At 74.0% G+C, this 18,829-nt stretch carries 16 protein-coding genes; 4 read left to right on the top strand and 12 right to left on the bottom strand.

Translation table 11 applies throughout. From position 1 onward, the window contains the following. From VIM19_02975 to VIM19_02940, 8 genes are all read right to left on the bottom strand, one after another. A partial coding sequence (locus VIM19_02975; protein ID HEY5183874.1) for an aminotransferase class V-fold PLP-dependent enzyme occupies positions 1–182 on the bottom strand: 182 nt, incomplete at its 3' end. Positions 183–242: 60 nt separating this feature from the next. Then, positions 243–809, bottom strand: a complete 567-nt coding sequence (locus VIM19_02970; GenBank protein ID HEY5183873.1) for a hypothetical protein — start codon at positions 807–809, stop codon at positions 243–245. 43 nt (positions 810–852) lie between these two features. Continuing rightward, positions 853–1,806 (bottom strand): electron transfer flavoprotein subunit alpha/FixB family protein, encoded by a 954-nt coding sequence (locus tag VIM19_02965; GenBank protein ID HEY5183872.1) that lies wholly within the window; start codon positions 1,804–1,806, stop codon positions 853–855. 71 nt (positions 1,807–1,877) lie between these two features. Beyond that, positions 1,878–2,657 (bottom strand): electron transfer flavoprotein subunit beta/FixA family protein, encoded by a 780-nt coding sequence (locus VIM19_02960; protein ID HEY5183871.1) that lies wholly within the window; start codon positions 2,655–2,657, stop codon positions 1,878–1,880. Between the two features lie 125 nt (positions 2,658–2,782). Then, a complete protein-coding gene (locus tag VIM19_02955) occupies positions 2,783–4,963 on the bottom strand; it encodes a glycogen debranching N-terminal domain-containing protein (protein HEY5183870.1) in 2,181 nt (726 codons plus the stop codon). 76 nt (positions 4,964–5,039) lie between these two features. Then, positions 5,040–8,000, bottom strand: coding sequence for a glycosyl hydrolase family 65 protein (locus tag VIM19_02950; GenBank protein HEY5183869.1), 2,961 nt, complete (start codon positions 7,998–8,000; stop codon positions 5,040–5,042). Then, positions 7,997–9,052: a glycosyltransferase family 4 protein gene (locus VIM19_02945; GenBank protein ID HEY5183868.1), complete on the bottom strand. Its 1,056-nt coding sequence runs from the start codon at positions 9,050–9,052 to the stop codon at positions 7,997–7,999. The genes VIM19_02950 and VIM19_02945 overlap by 4 nt, the downstream gene beginning before the upstream one ends. Continuing rightward, positions 9,049–9,828 (bottom strand): universal stress protein, encoded by a 780-nt coding sequence (locus VIM19_02940; protein ID HEY5183867.1) that lies wholly within the window; start codon positions 9,826–9,828, stop codon positions 9,049–9,051. Before VIM19_02940 ends, VIM19_02945 begins: the two co-directional genes overlap by 4 nt. A gap of 291 nt (positions 9,829–10,119) precedes the next feature. Here VIM19_02940 and VIM19_02935 point away from each other — a divergent pair, with 291 nt between their 5' ends. The 3 genes from VIM19_02935 to VIM19_02925 are packed head-to-tail and all read left to right on the top strand — an operon-like array spanning position 10,120 to position 13,694. Then, positions 10,120–10,872, top strand: a complete 753-nt coding sequence (locus VIM19_02935) for a class I SAM-dependent methyltransferase (GenBank protein HEY5183866.1) — start codon at positions 10,120–10,122, stop codon at positions 10,870–10,872. Continuing rightward, positions 10,869–12,398, top strand: a complete 1,530-nt coding sequence (locus VIM19_02930; protein HEY5183865.1) for a 1,4-alpha-glucan branching protein domain-containing protein — start codon at positions 10,869–10,871, stop codon at positions 12,396–12,398. The genes VIM19_02935 and VIM19_02930 overlap by 4 nt, the downstream gene beginning before the upstream one ends. Positions 12,399–12,407: 9 nt before the next feature. After that, positions 12,408–13,694, top strand: a complete 1,287-nt coding sequence (locus VIM19_02925; GenBank protein HEY5183864.1) for a glycosyltransferase family 4 protein — start codon at positions 12,408–12,410, stop codon at positions 13,692–13,694. Here the strand turns inward: VIM19_02925 and VIM19_02920 are convergent. The 3 genes from VIM19_02920 to VIM19_02910 are packed head-to-tail and all read right to left on the bottom strand — an operon-like array spanning position 13,675 to position 16,141. Further along, positions 13,675–14,400, bottom strand: a complete 726-nt coding sequence (locus VIM19_02920; protein ID HEY5183863.1) for an acyltransferase — start codon at positions 14,398–14,400, stop codon at positions 13,675–13,677. The genes VIM19_02925 and VIM19_02920 overlap by 20 nt on opposite strands. Positions 14,401–14,405: 5 nt before the next feature. After that, positions 14,406–15,365 carry a class I SAM-dependent methyltransferase gene (locus VIM19_02915; GenBank protein HEY5183862.1) on the bottom strand — a complete coding sequence of 320 codons (960 nt, stop codon included), beginning with the start codon at positions 15,363–15,365 and terminating at the stop codon, positions 14,406–14,408. Next, positions 15,362–16,141, bottom strand: coding sequence for an enoyl-CoA hydratase-related protein (locus tag VIM19_02910; protein HEY5183861.1), 780 nt, complete (start codon positions 16,139–16,141; stop codon positions 15,362–15,364). Before VIM19_02910 ends, VIM19_02915 begins: the two co-directional genes overlap by 4 nt. Positions 16,142–16,238: 97 nt before the next feature. Here VIM19_02910 and glgX point away from each other — a divergent pair, with 97 nt between their 5' ends. Further along, positions 16,239–18,380 carry a glycogen debranching protein GlgX gene (gene glgX / locus VIM19_02905; GenBank protein HEY5183860.1) on the top strand — a complete coding sequence of 714 codons (2,142 nt, stop codon included), beginning with the start codon at positions 16,239–16,241 and terminating at the stop codon, positions 18,378–18,380. A 26-nt stretch (positions 18,381–18,406) separates the two neighbouring features. On the opposite strand, the gene VIM19_02900 is transcribed toward glgX, so the two are convergent. Then, positions 18,407–18,829, bottom strand: a 423-nt coding sequence (locus VIM19_02900) for a DUF3417 domain-containing protein (GenBank protein HEY5183859.1), incomplete at its 5' end; no start/stop codon positions are given.

Raw genomic sequence — 18,829 nt, 5'->3', positions numbered from 1 at the left:
TCGCCCGGCCGCGCCCCGAAGGCCGCCGCGAGGGACTCGCGGGACTCCTCCACCACCCGGCGGGCGCGGCGCCCGGCCGCGTGCAGCGAGGACGCGTTGCCCACCTGGGACAGCTCGCCCGTCATCGCCTCGACGGCTTCGGGCAGCATCGGGGTGGTGGCGGCGTGGTCCAGGTAGGCCATCAGGAGGCCGATTCTAGGCGCCGGGGCCGACACCCCGCCGTCCGCGGACGGACTGCGCCGCTAGGACGTCAGCGAGGCGCAGGAGGGGTTGGCCGCGAAGGCCCGCCCGAGGGCCCCGGTGCCGTCCCTCGCCGCCGTCCCGATCGCCTGGGTGGTCTCGACCAGCGCAGTGAACGACGCGACCGTGGCTGCGCCCGAGGTGCCCTGCACCGCCGCGACGGCCGTCTCGAGAGCGTCGACCGACGACCGCAGCCGATCGGCCGATCTCTGCACTGCTGTCAGGTCCGGATCGTCGGCGCTGCCCACCGGGACCGCTGCGACGGTGCCGACCAGCTCGGTCACCGACCTCTTGATCGTTTCGAGCTGGGTCGAGAGGCTGGACTTGACGTCCGTGCCCCCGGCGATCGCAGCCGAGACCAGGCTCTGGATCGAGGACATGAGCTCGCTCGTGGCCGTGCACACCTGCCCGGCCCTTGCGACCTGCTCCGCCGTCGGCGGGGCCTCCGAGCCGCTGACCGACGTGGTCGGCGACGCCGCCGTGGACGAAGCGGACCCACGGCCGGTCGACCCGCCCGAGCAGGCCGCGAGCAGGACGGCGGCCGCCAGCAGGGCCAGCAGTCTGTTCACCGACACCTCGCCTGACGAGATTCCACCCGGCGTTGTGGCGGTCTCAGCCCTTGCGCTTGCGGATCTCCGTGGTGAGCTGGGGCACGACGGTGTTGAGGTCGCCGACCACGCCGTAGTCGGCCAGCTCGAAGATCGGGGCGTCGGGGTCCTTGTTGACCACGACGATCGTCTTCGAGGTCTGCATGCCGGCCCGGTGCTGGATCGCCCCGGAGATGCCGCTGGCGATGTACAGCTGAGGCGAGACGGTCTTGCCGGTCTGGCCGACCTGGAACTGGTGCGGGTACCAACCGGCGTCGGTCGCGGCCCGCGAGGCGCCCACGGCCGCGCCGAGCGCGTCGGCGAGCTCCTCGATGATCGCGAAGTTCTCGGCGCTGCCGACCCCGCGGCCGCCGGAGACCACGATCGAGGCCTCGGACAGCTCCGGTCGGCCGGTGCGCTCGGCCGCGGTGCGGTCCACCACCTTCGCGGAGCGCGCCCCGTCGGACAGCTCGACGGTCACGTCGACCCGCTCGGCCGCCCCGGCGGCCGCTTCCGGCGCCGTGCTGTTCGGCCGGACCGTGATCACCGGGACGCCGCGGGTCACCTTCGACCGCACGACGACCGCGCCGCCGAAGGCCGACTGCTGGGCGACCAGGTCGGCGTCGACGTCGACGGCGTCGGTGATGATCCCGGAGCCGGCCCGGACCGCGAGACGGGCCGCGACCTCCTTGCCCTCCGGGGTGCTCGCGATGAGCACCGCCGCGGGCGCGGCGTCGGCGACCAGCTTGGCCATCAGCTCGGACCTGGGCGCGACCACGTAGTCCGCGTAGTCGCCGCCCTCGGCCACGTACACCTTCGCCGCGCCGTACTCAGCGAGGCGGTCACGGGCCGCGTCGAAGCCGGGCCCGAAGAACACCGCGCTGGGCTCCCCCAGCCGGCGGGCCAGCGTGAGCAGCTCGGTCGTTACCTTCTTGACGTCGCCGTCGGTGTGCTCGACGAGGACGAGGATTTCAGCCATGGGTCGTGGGGCTCCTTGTCAGCTGCAGGATCAGCTACTGGGTCAGCTGCTCGGTCGGCTACTGGGGCGGGTCAGATGAACTTGCGGCCGGCGAGGAACTCGGCGATCTTGGCGCCGCCGTCCCCCTCGTCCTTGACGACGGTGCCGGCCTGCCGCGGCGGGGCCGGGGTGAAGTCGACGACCGCGCTCCACGAGCCAGCGGTGCCGGCCGCGTCGGCGGACAGCCCCAGTTCGGCCAGGGTCAGCGTCGTGACCGGCTTCTTCTTCGCCGCCATGATCCCCTTGAACGACGGGTAGCGCGGCTCGTTGATCTTCTCGACGACGCCGACGACGGCCGGAGTCGAGCCCTCGACCGTGTCGTAGCCCGCCTCGGTCAGCCGCTTGACCCGCACCGTGGTGCCGTCGACCTCGACCGAGGACGCCAGCGTCAGCTGCGGGGCGCCGAGCCGTTCGGCCAGCATCGCGGGCAGCACCGACATCCGGGCGTCGGTGGACTCCACCCCGAGCAGCACCAGGTCCCACTCCACGGTGCCCAGCGCCTTGGCCAGCACCGCGGACGTCACCAGCGCGTCCGAGCCGTGCAGCGCCGGGTCGACGACGTGCACGCCCTTGTCGGCACCCATCGACAGCGCCTTGCGGATGGTCTCGCCGGTCTTCTCCGGGCCCATCGACAAGATCGTGACCTCGCCGCCGTGCGCCTCGGCCAGCTTCAGCGCCTCCTCGACCGCGTACTCGTCGAGCTCGTTCATGACGGCGTCGACGGACTCACGGTCCAGCGTCCTGTCCGAAGGGTCCAGCTTCTTCTCCGCCCAGCTGTCGGGCACCTGCTTCACACAGACGACGATGTTCATGGCTGCTTGAGCCGACCTCCCTGTAGGGGGCGCCGGACACGCCCTTGACCTGATCATCCTGGCACGGTGACCGACCACCTGCGGCAACGGGCACCGGCAGGGGCCTGACTCCCGCAGGACCTATGTTACCCGCCAGTAGACTCCCCGGCCCGCGGGGGCCAGCCGACTCCCTCGACCAGTGAACTGAGCGGCCGTCGCGGCTGCTCGACGAGCGCCACGGTGTCCGGCATCCCGGTGACGGTGACGACGTTCCCAGGCCCCACGTCCAGGTCCACCCGCTCGCCGGCCAGCGCCACGTCGTCCAGCCGCAGCGGCAGGAACCGGTCGGGCAGCGTCGGGGCGAGCCACACCTGTCCGAACGGCACCCACGGGTCGAACCGCAGCAGCGTGCGCATCAGCTGGACCGGGGCCGCGGACGCCCAGGCCTGGGGCGAGCACGAGGTGGGGAACGGCACCGGGTCGGGGAACTCGTCGCGGTCGAAGCCGCAGAACAGCTCGGGCAGCCGGCCGTCGAACCGCTCGGCCGCCGCCAGGATCCCCAGCGCCACCTCGCGGGCCTCGTCGACGAACCCGTAGCGCATCAGCCCGGCCGCGACGATCGCGTTGTCGTGCGGCCAGACCGACCCGTTGTGGTAGCTGAGCGGGTTGTACGCGCCCATGTCGCTGGCCAGCGTCCGTACCCCGAACCCGGTGAACATCCGCGGCGACAGCAGGTGCTCGGCGACCTGGACGGCCTTGTCCTCATCGACGATGCCTGACCACAGGCAGTGGCCAATGTTGGAGGTCAGGGCGTCCACCGGACGCTTGTCCCGGTCCAAGGCGAGCGCGAACCAGCCTCGGTCCGGCAGCCAGAACCGCTCGTTGAACGCCGCCTTCAGGTCGACGGCCCGTCGTCCCCACTGCTCCGCGATGGCCGTGTCGCCGGCCTCGCGGGCGAAGTGCGCCCGGGCCAGGTAGGCCCCGTAGGTGTAGGCCTGGACCTCGCACAGCGCGATCGGCGGCTCGGCCAGCCGCCCGTCGGCGAACGTGACGCCGTCGACGGAGTCCTTCCACCCCTGGTGCGGCAGGCCACGGTCGGTGGCCCGCTGGTACTCGACGAACCCGTCGGCGTCCTGGTCGCCGTAGGTACGCAGCCACTCCATGGCCCGGTCGGCCGCCGGCAGGAGGGCTTCGACCTGCTCGCGGGCCAGCCCCCAGCGGCGCAGCTCGCCAAGCAGCATGACGAACAGCGGCGTCGCGTCCACGCTGCCGTAGTAGACGTTGCCCCCGCCCAGGGAGAGCGCGGCGCGACGGCCGAACCGCAGCTCGTGCGGGATCCGGCCCGGCTGCTCCTCGCTGAGCGGCTCGACCGCGCGGCCCTGGAACGCGGCCAAGGTCTGCAGGGTGCCCAGGGCCAGCTGCTGGTCCAGCGGCAGGACCATCCACGAGGTCAGCAGCGAGTCGCGGCCGAACACGGCCATGAACCACGGCGCACCCGCGGCCACGATGGCCCGCTCGGGGTGGTCCGGGTCGAAGATGCGCAGCGCCCCGAGGTCCTCGAGGCTGCGGGCCATGGTGCGGGTGAGGCTGGCGTCGGGGGTGCGCAGGACGGGAGCGGCGCCGCGCCAGGCCCGCATCCGCTCGGCCGAGGAGTTCCCGCCCCCGTTGGGCTGCGCGCTGTGCCGTGGCGCGGTGACCGCCTCCCCCGCCGTCGCCTCGACCCGGACGAGCGCCGTCCACTCCTCCCTGGCCGGGACGACGAGGTGCCAGGTGAGCAGCCCCGGGCTCAGCGAGGGTGCCCCGTCGGCCGAGAGCAGCATTCCGCGTGCGTGCCCGGCCACCTCGTGGTGCACGTGCAGGAAGTCCCCGGCAACCTCGCTGACGACTCCGGCGTGCTCGTGCACCCGACCCTCCTTGACCTCGAACAGGTCGGCGAAGTCGGAGTGCGCCTCCAGCGTGAGCGTCACCCCCGCCGCCTCGTGCCCGAGGTTGCGCACCCGCAGCTCCTCGAGCATCCCGTCGCCGACCTCGCGCTGGCGGACGACGAGCAGTGTGCTGTCGGCACGGCCGGGGCGCGGGCGGGCTCGGGTGACGAAGGTGGCCCGGAACGGGTCGTGCTGGCGCACCGTGAGCGGCTCCAGGCGGTCGCCGTCCACCTCGAGCAGCCAGCGGGACAGCACCCGGGTGTCGCGGACGAACAGGCCCATCGGGGCGCCCTCGACGATGTTGCCTGCGGTCGCGCCGATGCAGAAGGTGGAGCCGGCGACGAGCGTCACCGTCCCGGGGCCGCCCGCGGACGGCTGCCCGGCAAACGACCAGCCACTCATCCCGCCTCCTCAGCCACGAGCCGCCCGCGCGCTCCCCACGGTGGCACCGGGTCGGCGGCGCGACAAGCGCCTCTGGTCACTGGCGCGGCCGCCAGCCGTCTGGACCGCGCGCCAGCCGCAGCGAGCAGCCGCGGGAGGTCGCGCCGTCCGCCGTGGTCACCGTGACCTCCCCGTCGGCATCGACACGGGTGGCGTCGTGGTCGGCCCGGACCCGCAGCCGGCGGCCCCGGAAGCGCAGCCGGAGGTCGACCTCTTCCCAGTCGGAGGGTAGCGCCGGGTCCACAGCCAGGGCCGGACCGGCCGCTCGCAGCCCCAAGAACCCGGCCGCCAGGGCCTGCCAGACCCCTCCCATGGTGGCCAGGTGCAGTCCCCCCGCGGTCATCCCGGTGAGGTCGTCGAGGTCCAGCCGCGCTGCCAGCCGGAACCACTCCAGAGCCTCGTCCGGCCGGCCGGCCCTGGCCAGCAGAGCCGCGTGGACGGCAGGGGAGAGCGAGGACCCGTGAGCGGTGCGCGGCCCGTAGTGGTCCAGGTTCGGGACCAGCGAACCCGGCGCCGTCTCGTCCGGCACCAGGTGGTGCAGCATGAGCACGTCCGGCTGCTTGATCAGCTGGGTTGAGGCAACCCGTTCCTGGCCCAGCAGCAGGTCAGCGGCAAACGGCGGCTCGGCCAGGTCGGCCGCCCGGACCGGCTCCAGCCGGTCGTACCCGGCGAACTGCTCGTACCGGCCGGTGACCGGGTCGTAGCCGTCGACGAGGGCGTCCGCGAGGTCCCGCCAGGACGCCGCCTCCGGGTGGTCCCCGGTCTGGTCGAGCAGGTCGGCGCCACAGCGCAGGTTCCAGCGGGCCATCACGTTGGTGTAGGCGTCGTCGTCCACCGGCCCGTGGTACTCGTCCGGACCTATGACCCCCTCGAGGTGCGCCCGGCCGGAGGCGTCTCGCGTGCATCGAGCCGCCCAGTACCGGGCGGTCTCCGCGACCAGTGCCCGGCCGGGCCCGGCCAGGAACTCGTCGTCCCCGGTCCAGCGCGCGTAGTGCCACGCGGCCCAGGCGACGTCGGCGACCACGTGCACCTCGGCATCCCCAGTGCGGACGTCGACGCTGCGGCCGGCCAGCTCCAACCGCCGCGGGGTGACCTCGAAGCCGTCGCGGGCCGACTCCCACGGGAACCGGGCGCCGGCCCGGCCCTCGGCCCGGGCCCTGGCCCTGGCCGCGTCCAGCCGAGCGACCCGGTACTGCAGCACGGCGCGAGCCGCTCGCGGGGCCACCGCCACCAGAGCGGGCAGCACAAACACGTCGGTGTCCCAGAACACGTGACCCGCGTAGCCGGGACCGGACAGCCCGCGCGCCCCGACAGCCAGCTCGTCGTCGGGTCCAGCCACGGCGAGCAGCTGGAACAGCAAGAACCGCACCGCGAGCTCGTCGCCCGCGGCGCCGCGCAGCGACACGGCCGCGTCGGCCCAGCGGGCCGCCCAGGCCGCTCGGTGCTCGGCGAGGAGCTCGTCGAACTGCACCCCCTCGAGCGCGGCCCGCACCGATGTGACGCTCGGGACCCGGTCCGGGTCGGCCCGGTAGGCCACGACGCGCTCGACCCGCACCGGACCGCCGGGTCGCCGGGTCTGGTGCCCGACCGCGGTGATCCCGCCAGGCTGGGCGAGCACCTGCGCCCAGGCGGTCGTGTCGGTCCGGCCGAACCGGGCCACCCCCTCCGCTGGCAGCGTGAGCGCGGGCCCGGCCCGCAGGCCAGCCGCCCGCTCGGCCCGCAGCGCCACCAGCCCCGGTCGCGGCAGCGACGCGAAGCGCAGCGTGCGCAGGTCCCCCGGGTCGTCCGGCTCCCTAGCCAGGACGCCGGTGCGCAGATCCAACAGCCAGCGGCCCGGCCGCGGCCCGGCGGCCACCGCCTCCCCCGGCAGAGCCAGCTCGGTCCACCCCGGTCCCGGGAGCAGGTGCTGCGCCGCGTCCGAGCCGGTGTAGACCCCGGCCGCGAGGACGCCGGGGTGGCTGCCCGGCCCGACCTCCTCCAGGCTGCCCCGGGTGCCCAGCCGGCCGTCGGACAGGGTCAGCAGCGTCTCCCCGACCCGCCGGGTGGTCGGCCCGTCCACCGGACGGCGCAGGGTCCAGGCCGGGTCGTCGTCCACCTGTGGTACCCGACCGGCGCGGTGCCGCCGGCACTGCGCCGCGAGCAGCCGGCTGAAGGCTCGCGGCCCGCCGCCGAGACCGAGCACCGCCTCCGGAACCCCGCCCGGCTCGGCTCCCACCGTTACCGCGGTGGTCCGGGCCGCCTCGGGCACGAGCAGCAGAGCGTCACTGCCGGGCACGTCGCCGAGCGGCCCGAACTCGTCCCCGACGACGAGCACGAGGCCGGGCGCGATCCCCCGGCCCTCCAGGTACGGCAGCACCCACCGCATCGCGTCGGACTTGTCGGTCAGCCCGATCTCGACGTGCTTGGCGTCGCTGGTGACCCGGACGTCCGGCAGGCCGGCGTCCGCGGCGGCGGCGCGGGCCAGGGCCACCACCTCGGCAAGCCCGCTCAGCCCGGCTCCGGCCAGCCGCTGAGAGACGGCCCGGACCAGAGCGGCGATCCGGGCCTTGGGCGGGTCGGCCCAGCGCGGCTGCGGGATCAGGTCGATCTTGCGCCGGTTGAAGCGCGGGACCACGGTGGTCACCAGCCCGTGCCCGGCCAGCCGCTCGACGACCGAGGCGGCGGCACGGTCGAGCGCGGCGTCCTCCTGGGGCGACGCCACCCGCTCGTGCACCAGCTGCGGCCCGGCCGCGCCGACCCGGAAGACCCGCGCGCCGCGGTTGAGGCACAAGTGCAGCCCCCCCGGGCCCCCCGGGCGGGCGGCCAGCTGCCCGTCGACGTTGCTCAGGTGGGTGCCGCTGACGACGACGACCTCGACGGCGTGGCCACACAACTCCTCGACCAGCCGCCGGACCCGGGCCGCATCCGCCTGCCGGTCGGGGACAGCTGTGCCGTCCCAGTCGAAGACGACAGCCGCGAAGGTCCGGTCCAGTAGCGCACTGGTCGGGCTTTCGCTCATGGCTGTGAGACCTCGGTGAGGCCGATGGTCCTCCGGGCCAGCAGCTCGCTGTAGAGCGCCACGTGGGCCCGCGTCATGCCCTCACCAGAGAACCGCTCCGCTGCGGCCGCCCGACAGGCGCCCCGGTCGAGCGAGCCGACCCGCGCGAGGGCGGCCACGAAGGCGTCGTCGTCTGCGCACAGGAAGCCGGTGACGCCGTCATCGACGATCTCCGGCGCGGCACCAAGCGGCGAGACGAGAACCGGCGTCCCGCAGGCCAGCGCCTCGACCATGACCAGACCGAACGGCTCCGCCCAACGGATCGGGTCCAGCAGGGCGATCGCCCCGCGCAGCAGCTCGGTCCGCCCCGGGCCGTCGAGCTCGCCGGCGAACTCCACCCCCGGCCCGAGCAGCGGCCGGATCCGCTGCTCGAAGAACTCGAGCTCGTCGGCCGCCCGCATCTTGGCCGACATGACGAGGGGCAGCCCCACGCGTCGGGCCGCCTCGATCGCCCGGTCCGGTCCCTTGTCCGGACTCATCCGGCCGAGGAACGCCACATAGCCGCCGTTGCCCGGCCCCGGCTGGTACCGCTCGAGGTCGACCCCGTGGTGGATCACCCGGGTGAACCGCACGTGTGGCGCGGCCGCGCGCTGCGCGTGCGAGATCGCCACCACCGGGACCAGCCTGGACGTCGCTTCGAGGACCCGCAGCACGTCCGGGGTGTAGCCGAGGTGGCTCGTCGTCACCACGACGCGGCTGGCCGTGGAGGCCCGCCCGAGGAGCGGCCCCAGCGCGGTGTGGTCGTGAACCACGTCCACGGCCTCCCTGTCCATCGCCTCATACGCGGCGAGCACGTGCGCGGCCTCCGCGGTGCCCGAGCCCATCGGCTCGACCGCCGTCTGGTTCAGCCATCGCCGGGGTACCGGGCAGGTGGACTCCCCGACGGTGAACAGCACGACCTCATGCCCGGCGGCGACCAGGCCGCGGGCCAGCAGGTCGACGACCGCCTCGGTGCCGCCGTACCCGGTCGGCGGGACCGGCACCCACGGCGGTGCGACCAGACCCACCTTCACCGGCGGCCGCCTCCCTCCGGCTCAGCGAGCGGGACGAGCAGTACCGGCACCCCGGCGCTCGACAGGGTCTGCCGCACCGTGCGGGCCCGCCCGGCAGTGAGGTCCTGCGCCCACCCGAGGACGATGAGGTCGGCCTGCTCCTCTGCGGCCACCGAGACCACGTGCTCACCGGGCACCCCCGAGCGCACCTGCACCCGCACCCCTTCCGCGTCGCAGAAGCGGGCCCGGAACTCGTGCTCCCAGACCGGTTGGGCATGCTGGGCCTGGTCCCAGAACCGGGGCACGGTCGCGGCCTCGAACACGTGCAGCACCACGACGTCCACGCCGTGCGCGCAGAACAGCCGCACCGACTCGGCCACTGCGTGGGCGCTTGCCTCGCTGCCGTCGAGCGGGGCCAGCACGCAGTCGAGGTGGCCGTTGCGCGGGCCGTCGGCGTCCGGGGGGACGACGACCAGCGGCCGCCGGGCCGCCTGCAGCACGGCCAGCGCGGTCCGCCCGGCCGGGCGGCGGCCGGTCCGGGTGCCCCGCGCCCCCAGGACGCCGAGCCGCACGTCCGGGGAAGCGAGCACCTGACTGATCACGGCCTGCGGCTCCCCAGGCACGCAGCGCAGCTTCAGCCCCGACTCCGCGACCACGCGCTCGACGTCCGGAGCCGGCAGCTGGCCCACGTACAGCGCCTCGGCGGCACCGCCGAGCAGCTCGGCCAAGCTGGCCGCGGTCCGCAGCACCGATCGGCTGACCGCGCTGCCGTCCACCGCCGCCACGACCTGCGCCACGGAACCTCCCTGCGCGCGAGGGCCAGGTGAGTCACCACCACCTTCCATCCCGCCACGGCGGGCGCTCCCGGGCAAGAGGCCTTGGGCCGCCGTTCGCGCCGAGCCACCGGCTCGGTTGCCCGTGGGTAGCAACTGGGAGCCCCCGGGTCTGCTCTCGCCGGCGTCGAGTGTCGGCCACGCCCGGCCGGTAGTTTGACCCTCGACGGCCAGCACCGGCAGGGACCTCACGGTGGCGCCGGTGGTGCGCGCGCGCAGATTGGAGCCGACGCGGTGGGGCAAGGAACGGGCCGAGTGGACGCTTCCGCGGGTCGGCGCCCCACGTTGACACTCACCGGCGAACGGACGCTGCCCGGCATCAGGCACGAGAACTACTGGTTCCGCCGGCACGAGGCCGCCTACCGGTTCCTGGCCGGTCTGCGCGGCCCGCTCGTCGAGGCGGGCTGCGGGGAGGGCTACGGCGCCCAGCTGCTGTGCGACGGGGGAGCCCACCCGGTGCTCGCGCTCGACTACGACGGCACTACGGTTGCGCACCTCCGCCGCACCTATCCCGCTGTGACCGTGATGCAGGCCAACCTGGTTGCGCTGCCGCTGGCCGACGCCACCACTGCTTCCGTGGTCAGCCTGCAGACCATCGAGCACCTGTGGGACCAGCCGCGGTTCGTGCGCGAGTGCGCCCGGGTGCTGCGCCCTGGCGGGTCGTGCGCGGTCTCGACCCCCAACCGGCTGACCTTCTCCCCCGGGCTCAGCCGGGGCGAGAAGCCGCTGAACCCGTTCCACGCCAACGAGCTGGACGCCGAGGAGCTGGCCGGGCTGCTGGCCCCCTGGTTCGGCAAGGTCCGCGTCCTCGGCGTGCACCACGGACCGCGGATCGCCGTCTGGGAGCGCGAGCACGGCCCGCTCGTCGCCGCCCAGCTCGCCACCGAGGCCACCCAGTGGTCCCCCGAGCTCACCGGCTTCGTCACCTCGGTCACCGTCGACGACTTCGTCGTCCACGCCGAGCGGGTGGACGGCAGCCTCGACCTGCTCGCCCTGGCCACCCGATGACTCAGCCGGTCGGCAGCTGCGCCATCGTGGTGCACAGCCACCTGCCGTGGCTGGCCCACCACGGGGCCTGGCCGGTCGGTGAGGAGTGGCTGCACCAGGCCTGGGCGACCTCGTACCTGCCGGTCGTCGCACTGCTCGAGCGGCTGGCGGCCGAGGGCCGCACCGACCTGCTCACGCTCGGGGTCACCCCGGTGCTGGCCGCGCAGCTGGACGACCCCTACCTGCTCGAGCAGTTCCACACCTGGCTGGGGTTCTGGCAGGCCAGGGCGCTGGGCCTGGTGGGCCGCCCCGAGCGGCACCTGCGCGACCTCGGCGCGGCCGAGCACCGGGCGGCGGCCGCGGCGCTCGCGGACTTCGAGTCCCGGTGGCGGCACGGCGCCTCCCCGCTGCTGCGCCGGCTGGCCGACGCCGGGACGGTCGAACTGCTCGGCGGGCCGGCCACCCATCCGTTCCAGCCGCTGCTCACCGAGCCGGTGGCCCGGTTCGCGCTGACGGCCGGGCTGGACGACGCCAAGCTGCGGGTCGGCCGCCGTCCCGAGGGCATCTGGGCGCCCGAGTGCGGCTACCGGCCCGGGCTGGAGCAGCTGTACACGGACGCTGGCGTCCGACGGTTCCTCGTGGACGGGCCCACCCTGCTCGGCAGCCGGCACTCCCCGGCCGACGCCTGGACTGTCGGGGGGTCCGACGTCGTCGCCTTCGGCCGGGACCTCGAGGTCACCTACCGGGTCTGGTCGCCCCGCAAGGGCTACCCGGGCGGCCCCTGGTACCGCGACTTCCACACCTTCGACCACCCGTCCGGCTTCCGCCCGGCCCGGGTCACCTCGACCCGTACCCCCCCGCACGATAAGGCGCCGTACCGGGCCGACCGCGGACACGCCGCCGCCCTGGCCGACGCCGCTGACTTCGTCGACGTCGTCCGCCGCCGGCTGCTCGACCTCGCGGCGCAGCGGGACGGCCGGCCCGGTCTGGTGGTGGTCGCCTACGACACCGAGCTGTTCGGGCACTGGTGGCACGAGGGGCCGGTGTTCCTCGAGCAGGTGCTACGTGCGCTGCCCGAGGCCGGCGTCCGGGTGACGACCCTGCGCGGGGCGGTCGAGGCCGGGCACGTGGCCGGTCCGGCCGAGCTCGGTCCGGGGTCGTGGGGCTCGGGCAAGGACTGGCGGGTCTGGGACGGCGAGCAGGTCGCCGACCTGGTCGACGCCCAGCGGCGGTTGGAGAAGCGGCTGCTGGACGTCGTCAGCGCGGTGGCGCGGCCCGGTTCGCCGCGCCGCGCGGACCTCGACCAGCTGGCCCGCGACGCGCTGCTGGCGCTGTCCAGCGACTGGGCCTTCATGGTCACCAAGAACTCCGCGGCCGGGTATGCGCGGGACCGGTTCGAGGGTCACCTCGCGGCCTTCGAGCGACTGGCCCGTGCCGTCGAGGTCGGCGACGAGCGGGTGAGCCGGCAGGTGGCGACGGAACAGCGGGCGGTCGACGGCCCGTTCGGCCACCTGGACGCGCGGCTGCTGCGGGCTACGGACGAGTAGCGTCGGGCCGTGCGGATCCTGCTGCTGTCGTGGGAGTACCCCCCACTCGTGTACGGCGGGCTCGGCCGGCACGTGCACGCGCTGGCCGAGGCGCAGGCGGCGGCCGGGCACCAGGTCACCGTGCTCACCCAGACCGTCGTCGACGCGGTGCCCGACGAGGTGGTCAACGGGGTGCGGGTCGTCCGGGTGCCGCCGGACCCGCCATTCCTCGACCCGTTCGGGGCCGGCGGCGTCGACGAGCTGCTCGCGTGGATGCTGGGGCTGAACCACTCCCTCGCGCGGGCCGGGCTGCGGCTGGCCGACGAGGTGCGCCCGCGGGTCGTGCACGCCCACGACTGGATGACCACCCACGCGGCGACCACGCTGAAGGACGCCCTCGGCCTGCCGATGGTGGCGACCGTGCACGCCACCGAGGCCGGCCGGCACCAGGGCTGGCTGCCCGGCCCGATTAGCCGGTCGATCCACACGGTGGAGTGGTGGCTCACCTTCGAGGCCCGGCGGGTGATCACCTGCTCGGAGCACATGCGCTGGGAGGTCACCCGGCTGTTCGAGCTGCCGGCCGACAAGGTGGACGTGCTGCCCAACGGCATCGACGTGGACCACTGGTCGGTTCCGGCCGCGGCGCGCACGGCGGCCCGGACCCGCTACGCCGGGGACGGCCCGCTGGTCGTCTTCGCCGGGCGGCTGGAGTGGGAGAAGGGCGTCCACACCCTGATCGAGGCGATGCCCAGGCTGCGGCGGCGGCACCGGGGCCTGCGGCTGGTCGTCGCCGGGCAGGGGTCCAAGGCGGCCGAGCTGGCCCAGCTGGCCCGGCGCAAGCGGGTGGCCGGCAGCGTCACGTTCACCGGCTTCCTGGACGGCGGGCAGGTGGCGGGGCTGCTGGCCGCCGCCGACGTCGCCGTCGTCCCGTCCAGGTACGAGCCGTTCGGGCTGGCTGCCCTGGAGGCCGCCGCGGCCGGGGCACCGATGGTCGCCGGGGACACCGGGGGGCTGCGCGAGTTCGTCCGGCCAGGGGTGACCGGGCTGCTCTTCGAGCCGGGGGACGCGGCCGGGCTGGCGGACGCCGTGAGCACGCTACTGCGGGACCAGGTGCTGGTGCGCCGCGTCGTCCGGGCCGCCCGCGAGGCGCTGCGACGGGACCACACCTGGGCGTCGGTGGCCGAGCGGACGGTCGCCGTCTACGAGCGGGCCGAGCGTGAGGAGCGGGCCCTGCAGGCCGGCTTCGCAGCCAGGGCCGAGCGCCCCCTCCGGGTCGTCGTCCGCGACGGCAACCTGCTCACCGGCGATCCGGGGTGACCCCCCCGGAGGTCTCGGCGGCCGCCCTGGCCGTCTTGCGGGCGATGTCGGCCAGCGCCGCCCGGGTCGCGGCGGCCGCCTCGTAGGCCTCCACCCGGTTCTTCACCACCCGGCCGGGGACGCCGACGACGACGGACATCGGCGGCACGTCCTTGTTCACGACGGTGTGCGCGGCCAGCACGCTGCCGTGGCCCACCTCGACGCCGCGGAGCACCGTCACCTTGGTGCCCACCCAGCAGTCCGGGCCGATCCGCACCGGCGTCTTCACGATGCCCTGGTCCTTGATCGGGACGTGGATGTCGGAGTACACGTGGTCGAAGTCGCAGACGTACACCCAGTCCGCCACGATCGTCTTCGCGCCGAACTCGATGTCCAGGTAGGCGTTGACCGTGTTGTCCTTGCCGAACACGCACTTGTCGCCTATGCGCAGGTTCCCCTCGTGGCAGCGCAGCGCGTTGCCGTCGCCCACGTGCACCCACCGGCCAACCACGAGCCGGCCGTAGCCCTTGCGGGCGGTCAGCGTGACCCGCCGGCCGAGGAAGACGAACCCCTCGGTGACCACGTGCCGGTTGCGCAGCCGCCAGATGAGGAACCGCCAGTAGCGCACCAGGTACCACCACGACCAGGCCCGGTTGCGCACCACCCAGCGCAGGCTGGCCAGCGTCAGGAACCTAGCCTGGCGCGGGTCGCGCGGAGTCCGGGACACGGCGGCTAGTCGGTCGCCCGCGGCTTCGTGCCGGTGAGGCTCACGTTGTAGAACAGCTCGTCCGGGACGACGCGGGAGAGCACCTTCTCGTCCAGCGCGGACAGCGTCAGCCAGCCTTTGTAGGCGAACACCGCCCAGTTCCAGCCCAGCGCACCGGGCCGGACGGCGGCCTCGACGGTGCGCACCGGCCAGCCGAACCAGGACGCCGTGAGCTCCTCGGTCACCGTGCGGACGTCGATGGCCCCAGCCCGCACCGCCGTCCGGGCCAGGTCGTCCGGGTCGAAGGTGTGCAGGTCGACCACGGCCTCCAGCGCCGCGGCCGCCGAGGACTCCGACAGCTCCTGCGGCGAGCGCGCCCACCTCTCCCGCAAGGGCGGCAGCCGGCTGACCCGGGTGGCCGCCCACCAGGTCAGCCGGGACAGCCGGCGGGCGACGAAGTCGCCGCGCGCCGTGGGCTCCCCGGCGAACACGAACCGCCCGCCGGGGCGCAGCACCCGCAGCACCTCGCGCAGCGCCTGCTCGACGTCCGGGATGTGGTGCAGCACGGCGTGCCCCACGACCAGGTCGAAGCTCTCGTCGTCGTACGGGATCGACTCCGCGTCGGCGACCCGCCCCTCCACGTCGAAGCCGAGACCCGCGGCGTTGCGCCGGGCCACCTCGACCATGCCGGGGCTCAGGTCCGTGACATGGCCGTCGTCCATGACCCCGGCCTGCATGAGATTGAGCAGGAAGAAGCCGGTGCCGCTGCCGAGCTCGAGCGCCCGGCCGTAGGGCCAGCGGTCCTCGCCGGCGATGTGCGCGAAGCGGTCCCTGGCGTAGCTGATGCAGCGGTCGTCGTAGGAGATCGACCACTTCTCGTCGTAGGTGGACGCCTCCCAGTCGTGGTACAGGACGTTCGCCAGCTTGGGGTCGGCGAAAGCGGCCCGCACCTGCTCGACGCTCGGCTGGGCGGTCAGCCCGCTCACCGGCCCTCGAAGACGGCCTTGCCGGGGCCGTTGTCGACGAACGAGCGCATCCCGGTGGCCCGGTCTTGGGTGGCGAACAGCGCGGCGAACGCCTGGCGCTCGATCTCCAGCCCGGTCTCCAGGTCCACCTCGAGGCCGCGGTCGATGGCCTCCTTGGCGGCGCGCAGCGCGTACGCGGGGCCGCTGGCGTAGCGCTCGACCATGGCCCGGGCCGCCGGGTAGACGTCGTCCGGGGCCACCACCCGGTCCACCAGGCCGATCCGCAGCGCCTCGTCGGCGTCCATGAAGCGTCCGCTGAAGATCAGGTCCTTGGCCCGCGCGGGACCGACGAGACGGGACAGCCGCTGGGTGCCGCCGGCTCCCGGGATGATCCCGAGCAGGATCTCCGGCTGCCCGAGCTTGGCGTTGTCGCCGGCCACCCGGAAGTCGCAGGACAGCGCGACCTCGCAGCCGCCGCCGAGCGCGTACCCGGTGATCGCGGCGACCGTGGGCTTGGGGATCCGGGCCAGCGTGCTGCAGGCGGCCTGCAGCCGGCTGGAGGCGTCCACGACGTCGGTATAGGTCCAGTCGACCATCTCCTTGACGTCGGCCCCGGCCGCGAAGACCTTGGGCCCGCCGTAGACGATCACAGCCCGGACGTCGCGGCGGTCGGTGGCCTCGGCCGCGGCGTCGCGCAGCTCGGCCCAGACCTGCGCGGACAGCGCGTTCATGGGCGGGCGCTCCAGCCGGATCGTGCCGATTCCGCCCTCGACCTCGAGCCTGACCCACTCGCCCACGACGGCCTCCCTCACAGCTGCGGCACTCACGCCGACACGCGTGACCCTAACCCGTACCGAGGGTCGATCGGGGGCGGGGCGTCCGGCGTCCGGCAAGATGCCTGCCGTGGACGACGTGCTCGCAGCCTGGCCCGGCCGGTGGACTCCGCTGGGAGCGACCCCGGACGGCGAGGGCACGAACGTCGCGCTGTGGGCCGAGGGGGCCGAGGCCGTCGAGGTGTGCCTGTTCGACGCGGACGGCGCGGAGACCCGGCACCGGCTCGAGGAGCGCACCTACCACGTGTTCCACGGCTACCTGCCGGGCGTCGGCGCCGGCCAGCGGTACGGCTTCCGGGTGTACGGCCCGTGGGAGCCGTACCTGGGCCGGCGGTTCAACCCGAACAAGCTGCTCATCGACCCCTACGCGAAGGCGATCACCGGGGGGCTGAGCTACGAGCCGGGCGTCTTCGGGCACGTCCTGGGCCTGGACGACACCGTCATGGACGACTGCGACTCCTCGCCGTTCGTGCCGGTGTCGGTGACGGTGCAGGACTCCTTCGCCTGGGGAGACGACCGTCCGCCGCGCACGCCGTGGGCCGACACGGTGATCTACGAGGCCCACGTCCGTGGCATGACCATGCGTCACCCCGACGTTCCCGAGGCGCTGCGGGGCACGTACGCGGGGCTGGCCCACCCAGCCGTGGTCCAGCACCTGCTCGACCTCGGGGTCACGGCGGTCGAGCTGCTGCCCGTGCACCACTTCCTGGACGAGGAGCACCTGGTCCGCGAGGGACTGACGAACTACTGGGGCTACAACTCCATCGGGTACTTCGCCCCGCACGCCGGGTACTCCGCGTCCGGCAGCCACGGCCAGCAGGTCACCGAGTTCAAGACCATGGTGAAGGCCCTGCACGACGCCGGCCTCGAGGTGATCCTGGACGTCGTCTACAACCACACGGCCGAGGGGAACGAGATCGGCCCCACGTTGTCGTTCCGCGGGATCGACAACGCGGCCTACTACCGGCTGCGGGACGGACGCCGCTACGCCGACTACACCGGCACCGGGAACACCCTGAACCTGCGCCAGCCGCATGTGCTGCAGCTGGTGATGGACTCGCTGCGCTACTGGGTGCTGGAGATGCACGTCGACGGGTTCCGGTTCGACCTGGCCGCGGCGCTGGCCCGGTCGATGCATGACGTCGACATGCTCGGCGGGTTCATGACGACGATCCAGCAGGACCCGGTGCTGCGCGAGGTCAAGCTGATCGCCGAGCCGTGGGACGTCGGCGAGGGGGGCTACCAGGTCGGCGAGTTCCCGCCGCTGTGGTCGGAGTGGAACGACAAGTTCCGCAACGCGGTGCGGGACTTCTGGCGGGGCACTGGCGGTGGGATCCGCGAGCTCGGGTACCGGCTGTCCGGCTCCTCCGACCTGTACGGCGACGACGGGCGACGGCCCTACTCCTCGATCAACTTCGTGAGCGCCCACGACGGGCTCACCGTGCGCGACCTGGCCAGCTACGACCACAAGCACAACGGGGCCAACGGTGAGGGCAACCGGGACGGCACCGACGACAACCGCAGCTGGAACCACGGGGTCGAGGGCGAGACCGACGACGAGTCGGTGCTGGTGGCCAGGCGCCGGACCATGCGCAACCTGCTGGCCACGCTGCTGCTGTCCACCGGCGTCCCGATGCTGCTCGCGGGGGACGAGCTGGGCCGCACCCAGCGGGGGAACAACAACGCGTACTGCCAGGACAACGAGGTGTCCTGGCTGGACTGGGACCTGGCCGGGTGGCAGACCGACCTGGTGGCCTGGGCCCGGCGGCTGCTCGCGGTGCGGGCCGCCCACCCGGTGCTTCGGCACCGGCACTTCCTGGAGGGCCGGCTGCTCGACCCGGCCGGGCGCAAGGATCTCGCCTGGCTGGGGCCGGACGGCGGCGAGCTGGCCCACGCCGACTGGTGGGCACGCGACGCCGCCACGTTCGGCATGTACCTGGCCGGGGACGGCGTGCAGGGCCGCACTGCGCGCGGCGAGCCGATCACGGACAGCTCGATGCTGCTGCTGCTGCACGCCGGAAACGAGCCGGCCCGGTTCACCCTGCCCGGCCCGCCCTGGGCGAGCGGCTGGCGGCGGCTGCTCGACACCTTCGACGAGCGGCCGGTCGAGGCGTCCTGGGTGGACCTCCCCGGGGAGCAGGTCACCATGGCGCCGCGCTCGGTGGTGCTGCTGCGGGCCGAGCGCCCGAGCCAACCGGCCTGACGGCCCCGACCTGGTCAACTCCACCGTCAGCGGAGGTCGCCTTCGGTAAGGCCGGCGGACGTCGGGGGGGCCGCCACCAGGTTCATCTCGGCCGGGCTGGCCAGGTACTCGTTGCGCGGCAGCACCCGGACCGTGTAGCCGAAGGCGCCGGCCCGGTCCAGGGTCAGCTCGCCCTCGTAGCGCCAGCGGCCGCCCTCGTAGGCCTCGACCGGCTGCAGGTCGCTGAACTGCCGGCGGACCAGCTCGTCGTCGCTGCCCACCTGGCCGTGCACGGCCTGAACGTCGACGTCGTCCGGCTTCAGCTCACCGAGCGAGACGAACACCCTCAGCGCGAGCCGCTGGCCCACGTGCGGGCTGTCCGCGACCCCGACCGACTCGACGTGGTCGACCCGGACGCCGCCCCAGGCAGAGCGCACCCGGCCCTTCCAGCCAGCCAGCTCGACGGCGGC

Source organism: Actinomycetes bacterium, from assembly GCA_036510875.1.
Lineage (GTDB): Bacteria > Actinomycetota > Actinomycetes > Prado026 > Prado026 > DATCDE01.
The sequence above is the reverse complement of the archived record's forward strand: the minus strand, read 5'-3'. Positions and strand labels throughout refer to the sequence as shown.

Excerpts from the sequence above, each read along its gene's own strand:
- VIM19_02955 (HEY5183870.1), bottom strand. The coding sequence starts at position 4,963 with ATGAGTGGCTGGTCGTTTGCCGGGCAGCCGTCCGCGGGCGGCCCCGGG.
- VIM19_02965 (HEY5183872.1), bottom strand. The coding sequence starts at position 1,806 with ATGGCTGAAATCCTCGTCCTCGTCGAGCACACCGACGGCGACGTCAAG.
- VIM19_02960 (HEY5183871.1), bottom strand. The coding sequence starts at position 2,657 with ATGAACATCGTCGTCTGTGTGAAGCAGGTGCCCGACAGCTGGGCGGAG.
- VIM19_02930 (HEY5183865.1), top strand. The coding sequence starts at position 10,869 with ATGACTCAGCCGGTCGGCAGCTGCGCCATCGTGGTGCACAGCCACCTG.
- VIM19_02950 (HEY5183869.1), bottom strand. The coding sequence starts at position 8,000 with ATGAGCGAAAGCCCGACCAGTGCGCTACTGGACCGGACCTTCGCGGCT.
- glgX (HEY5183860.1), top strand. The coding sequence starts at position 16,239 with ATGCCTGCCGTGGACGACGTGCTCGCAGCCTGGCCCGGCCGGTGGACT.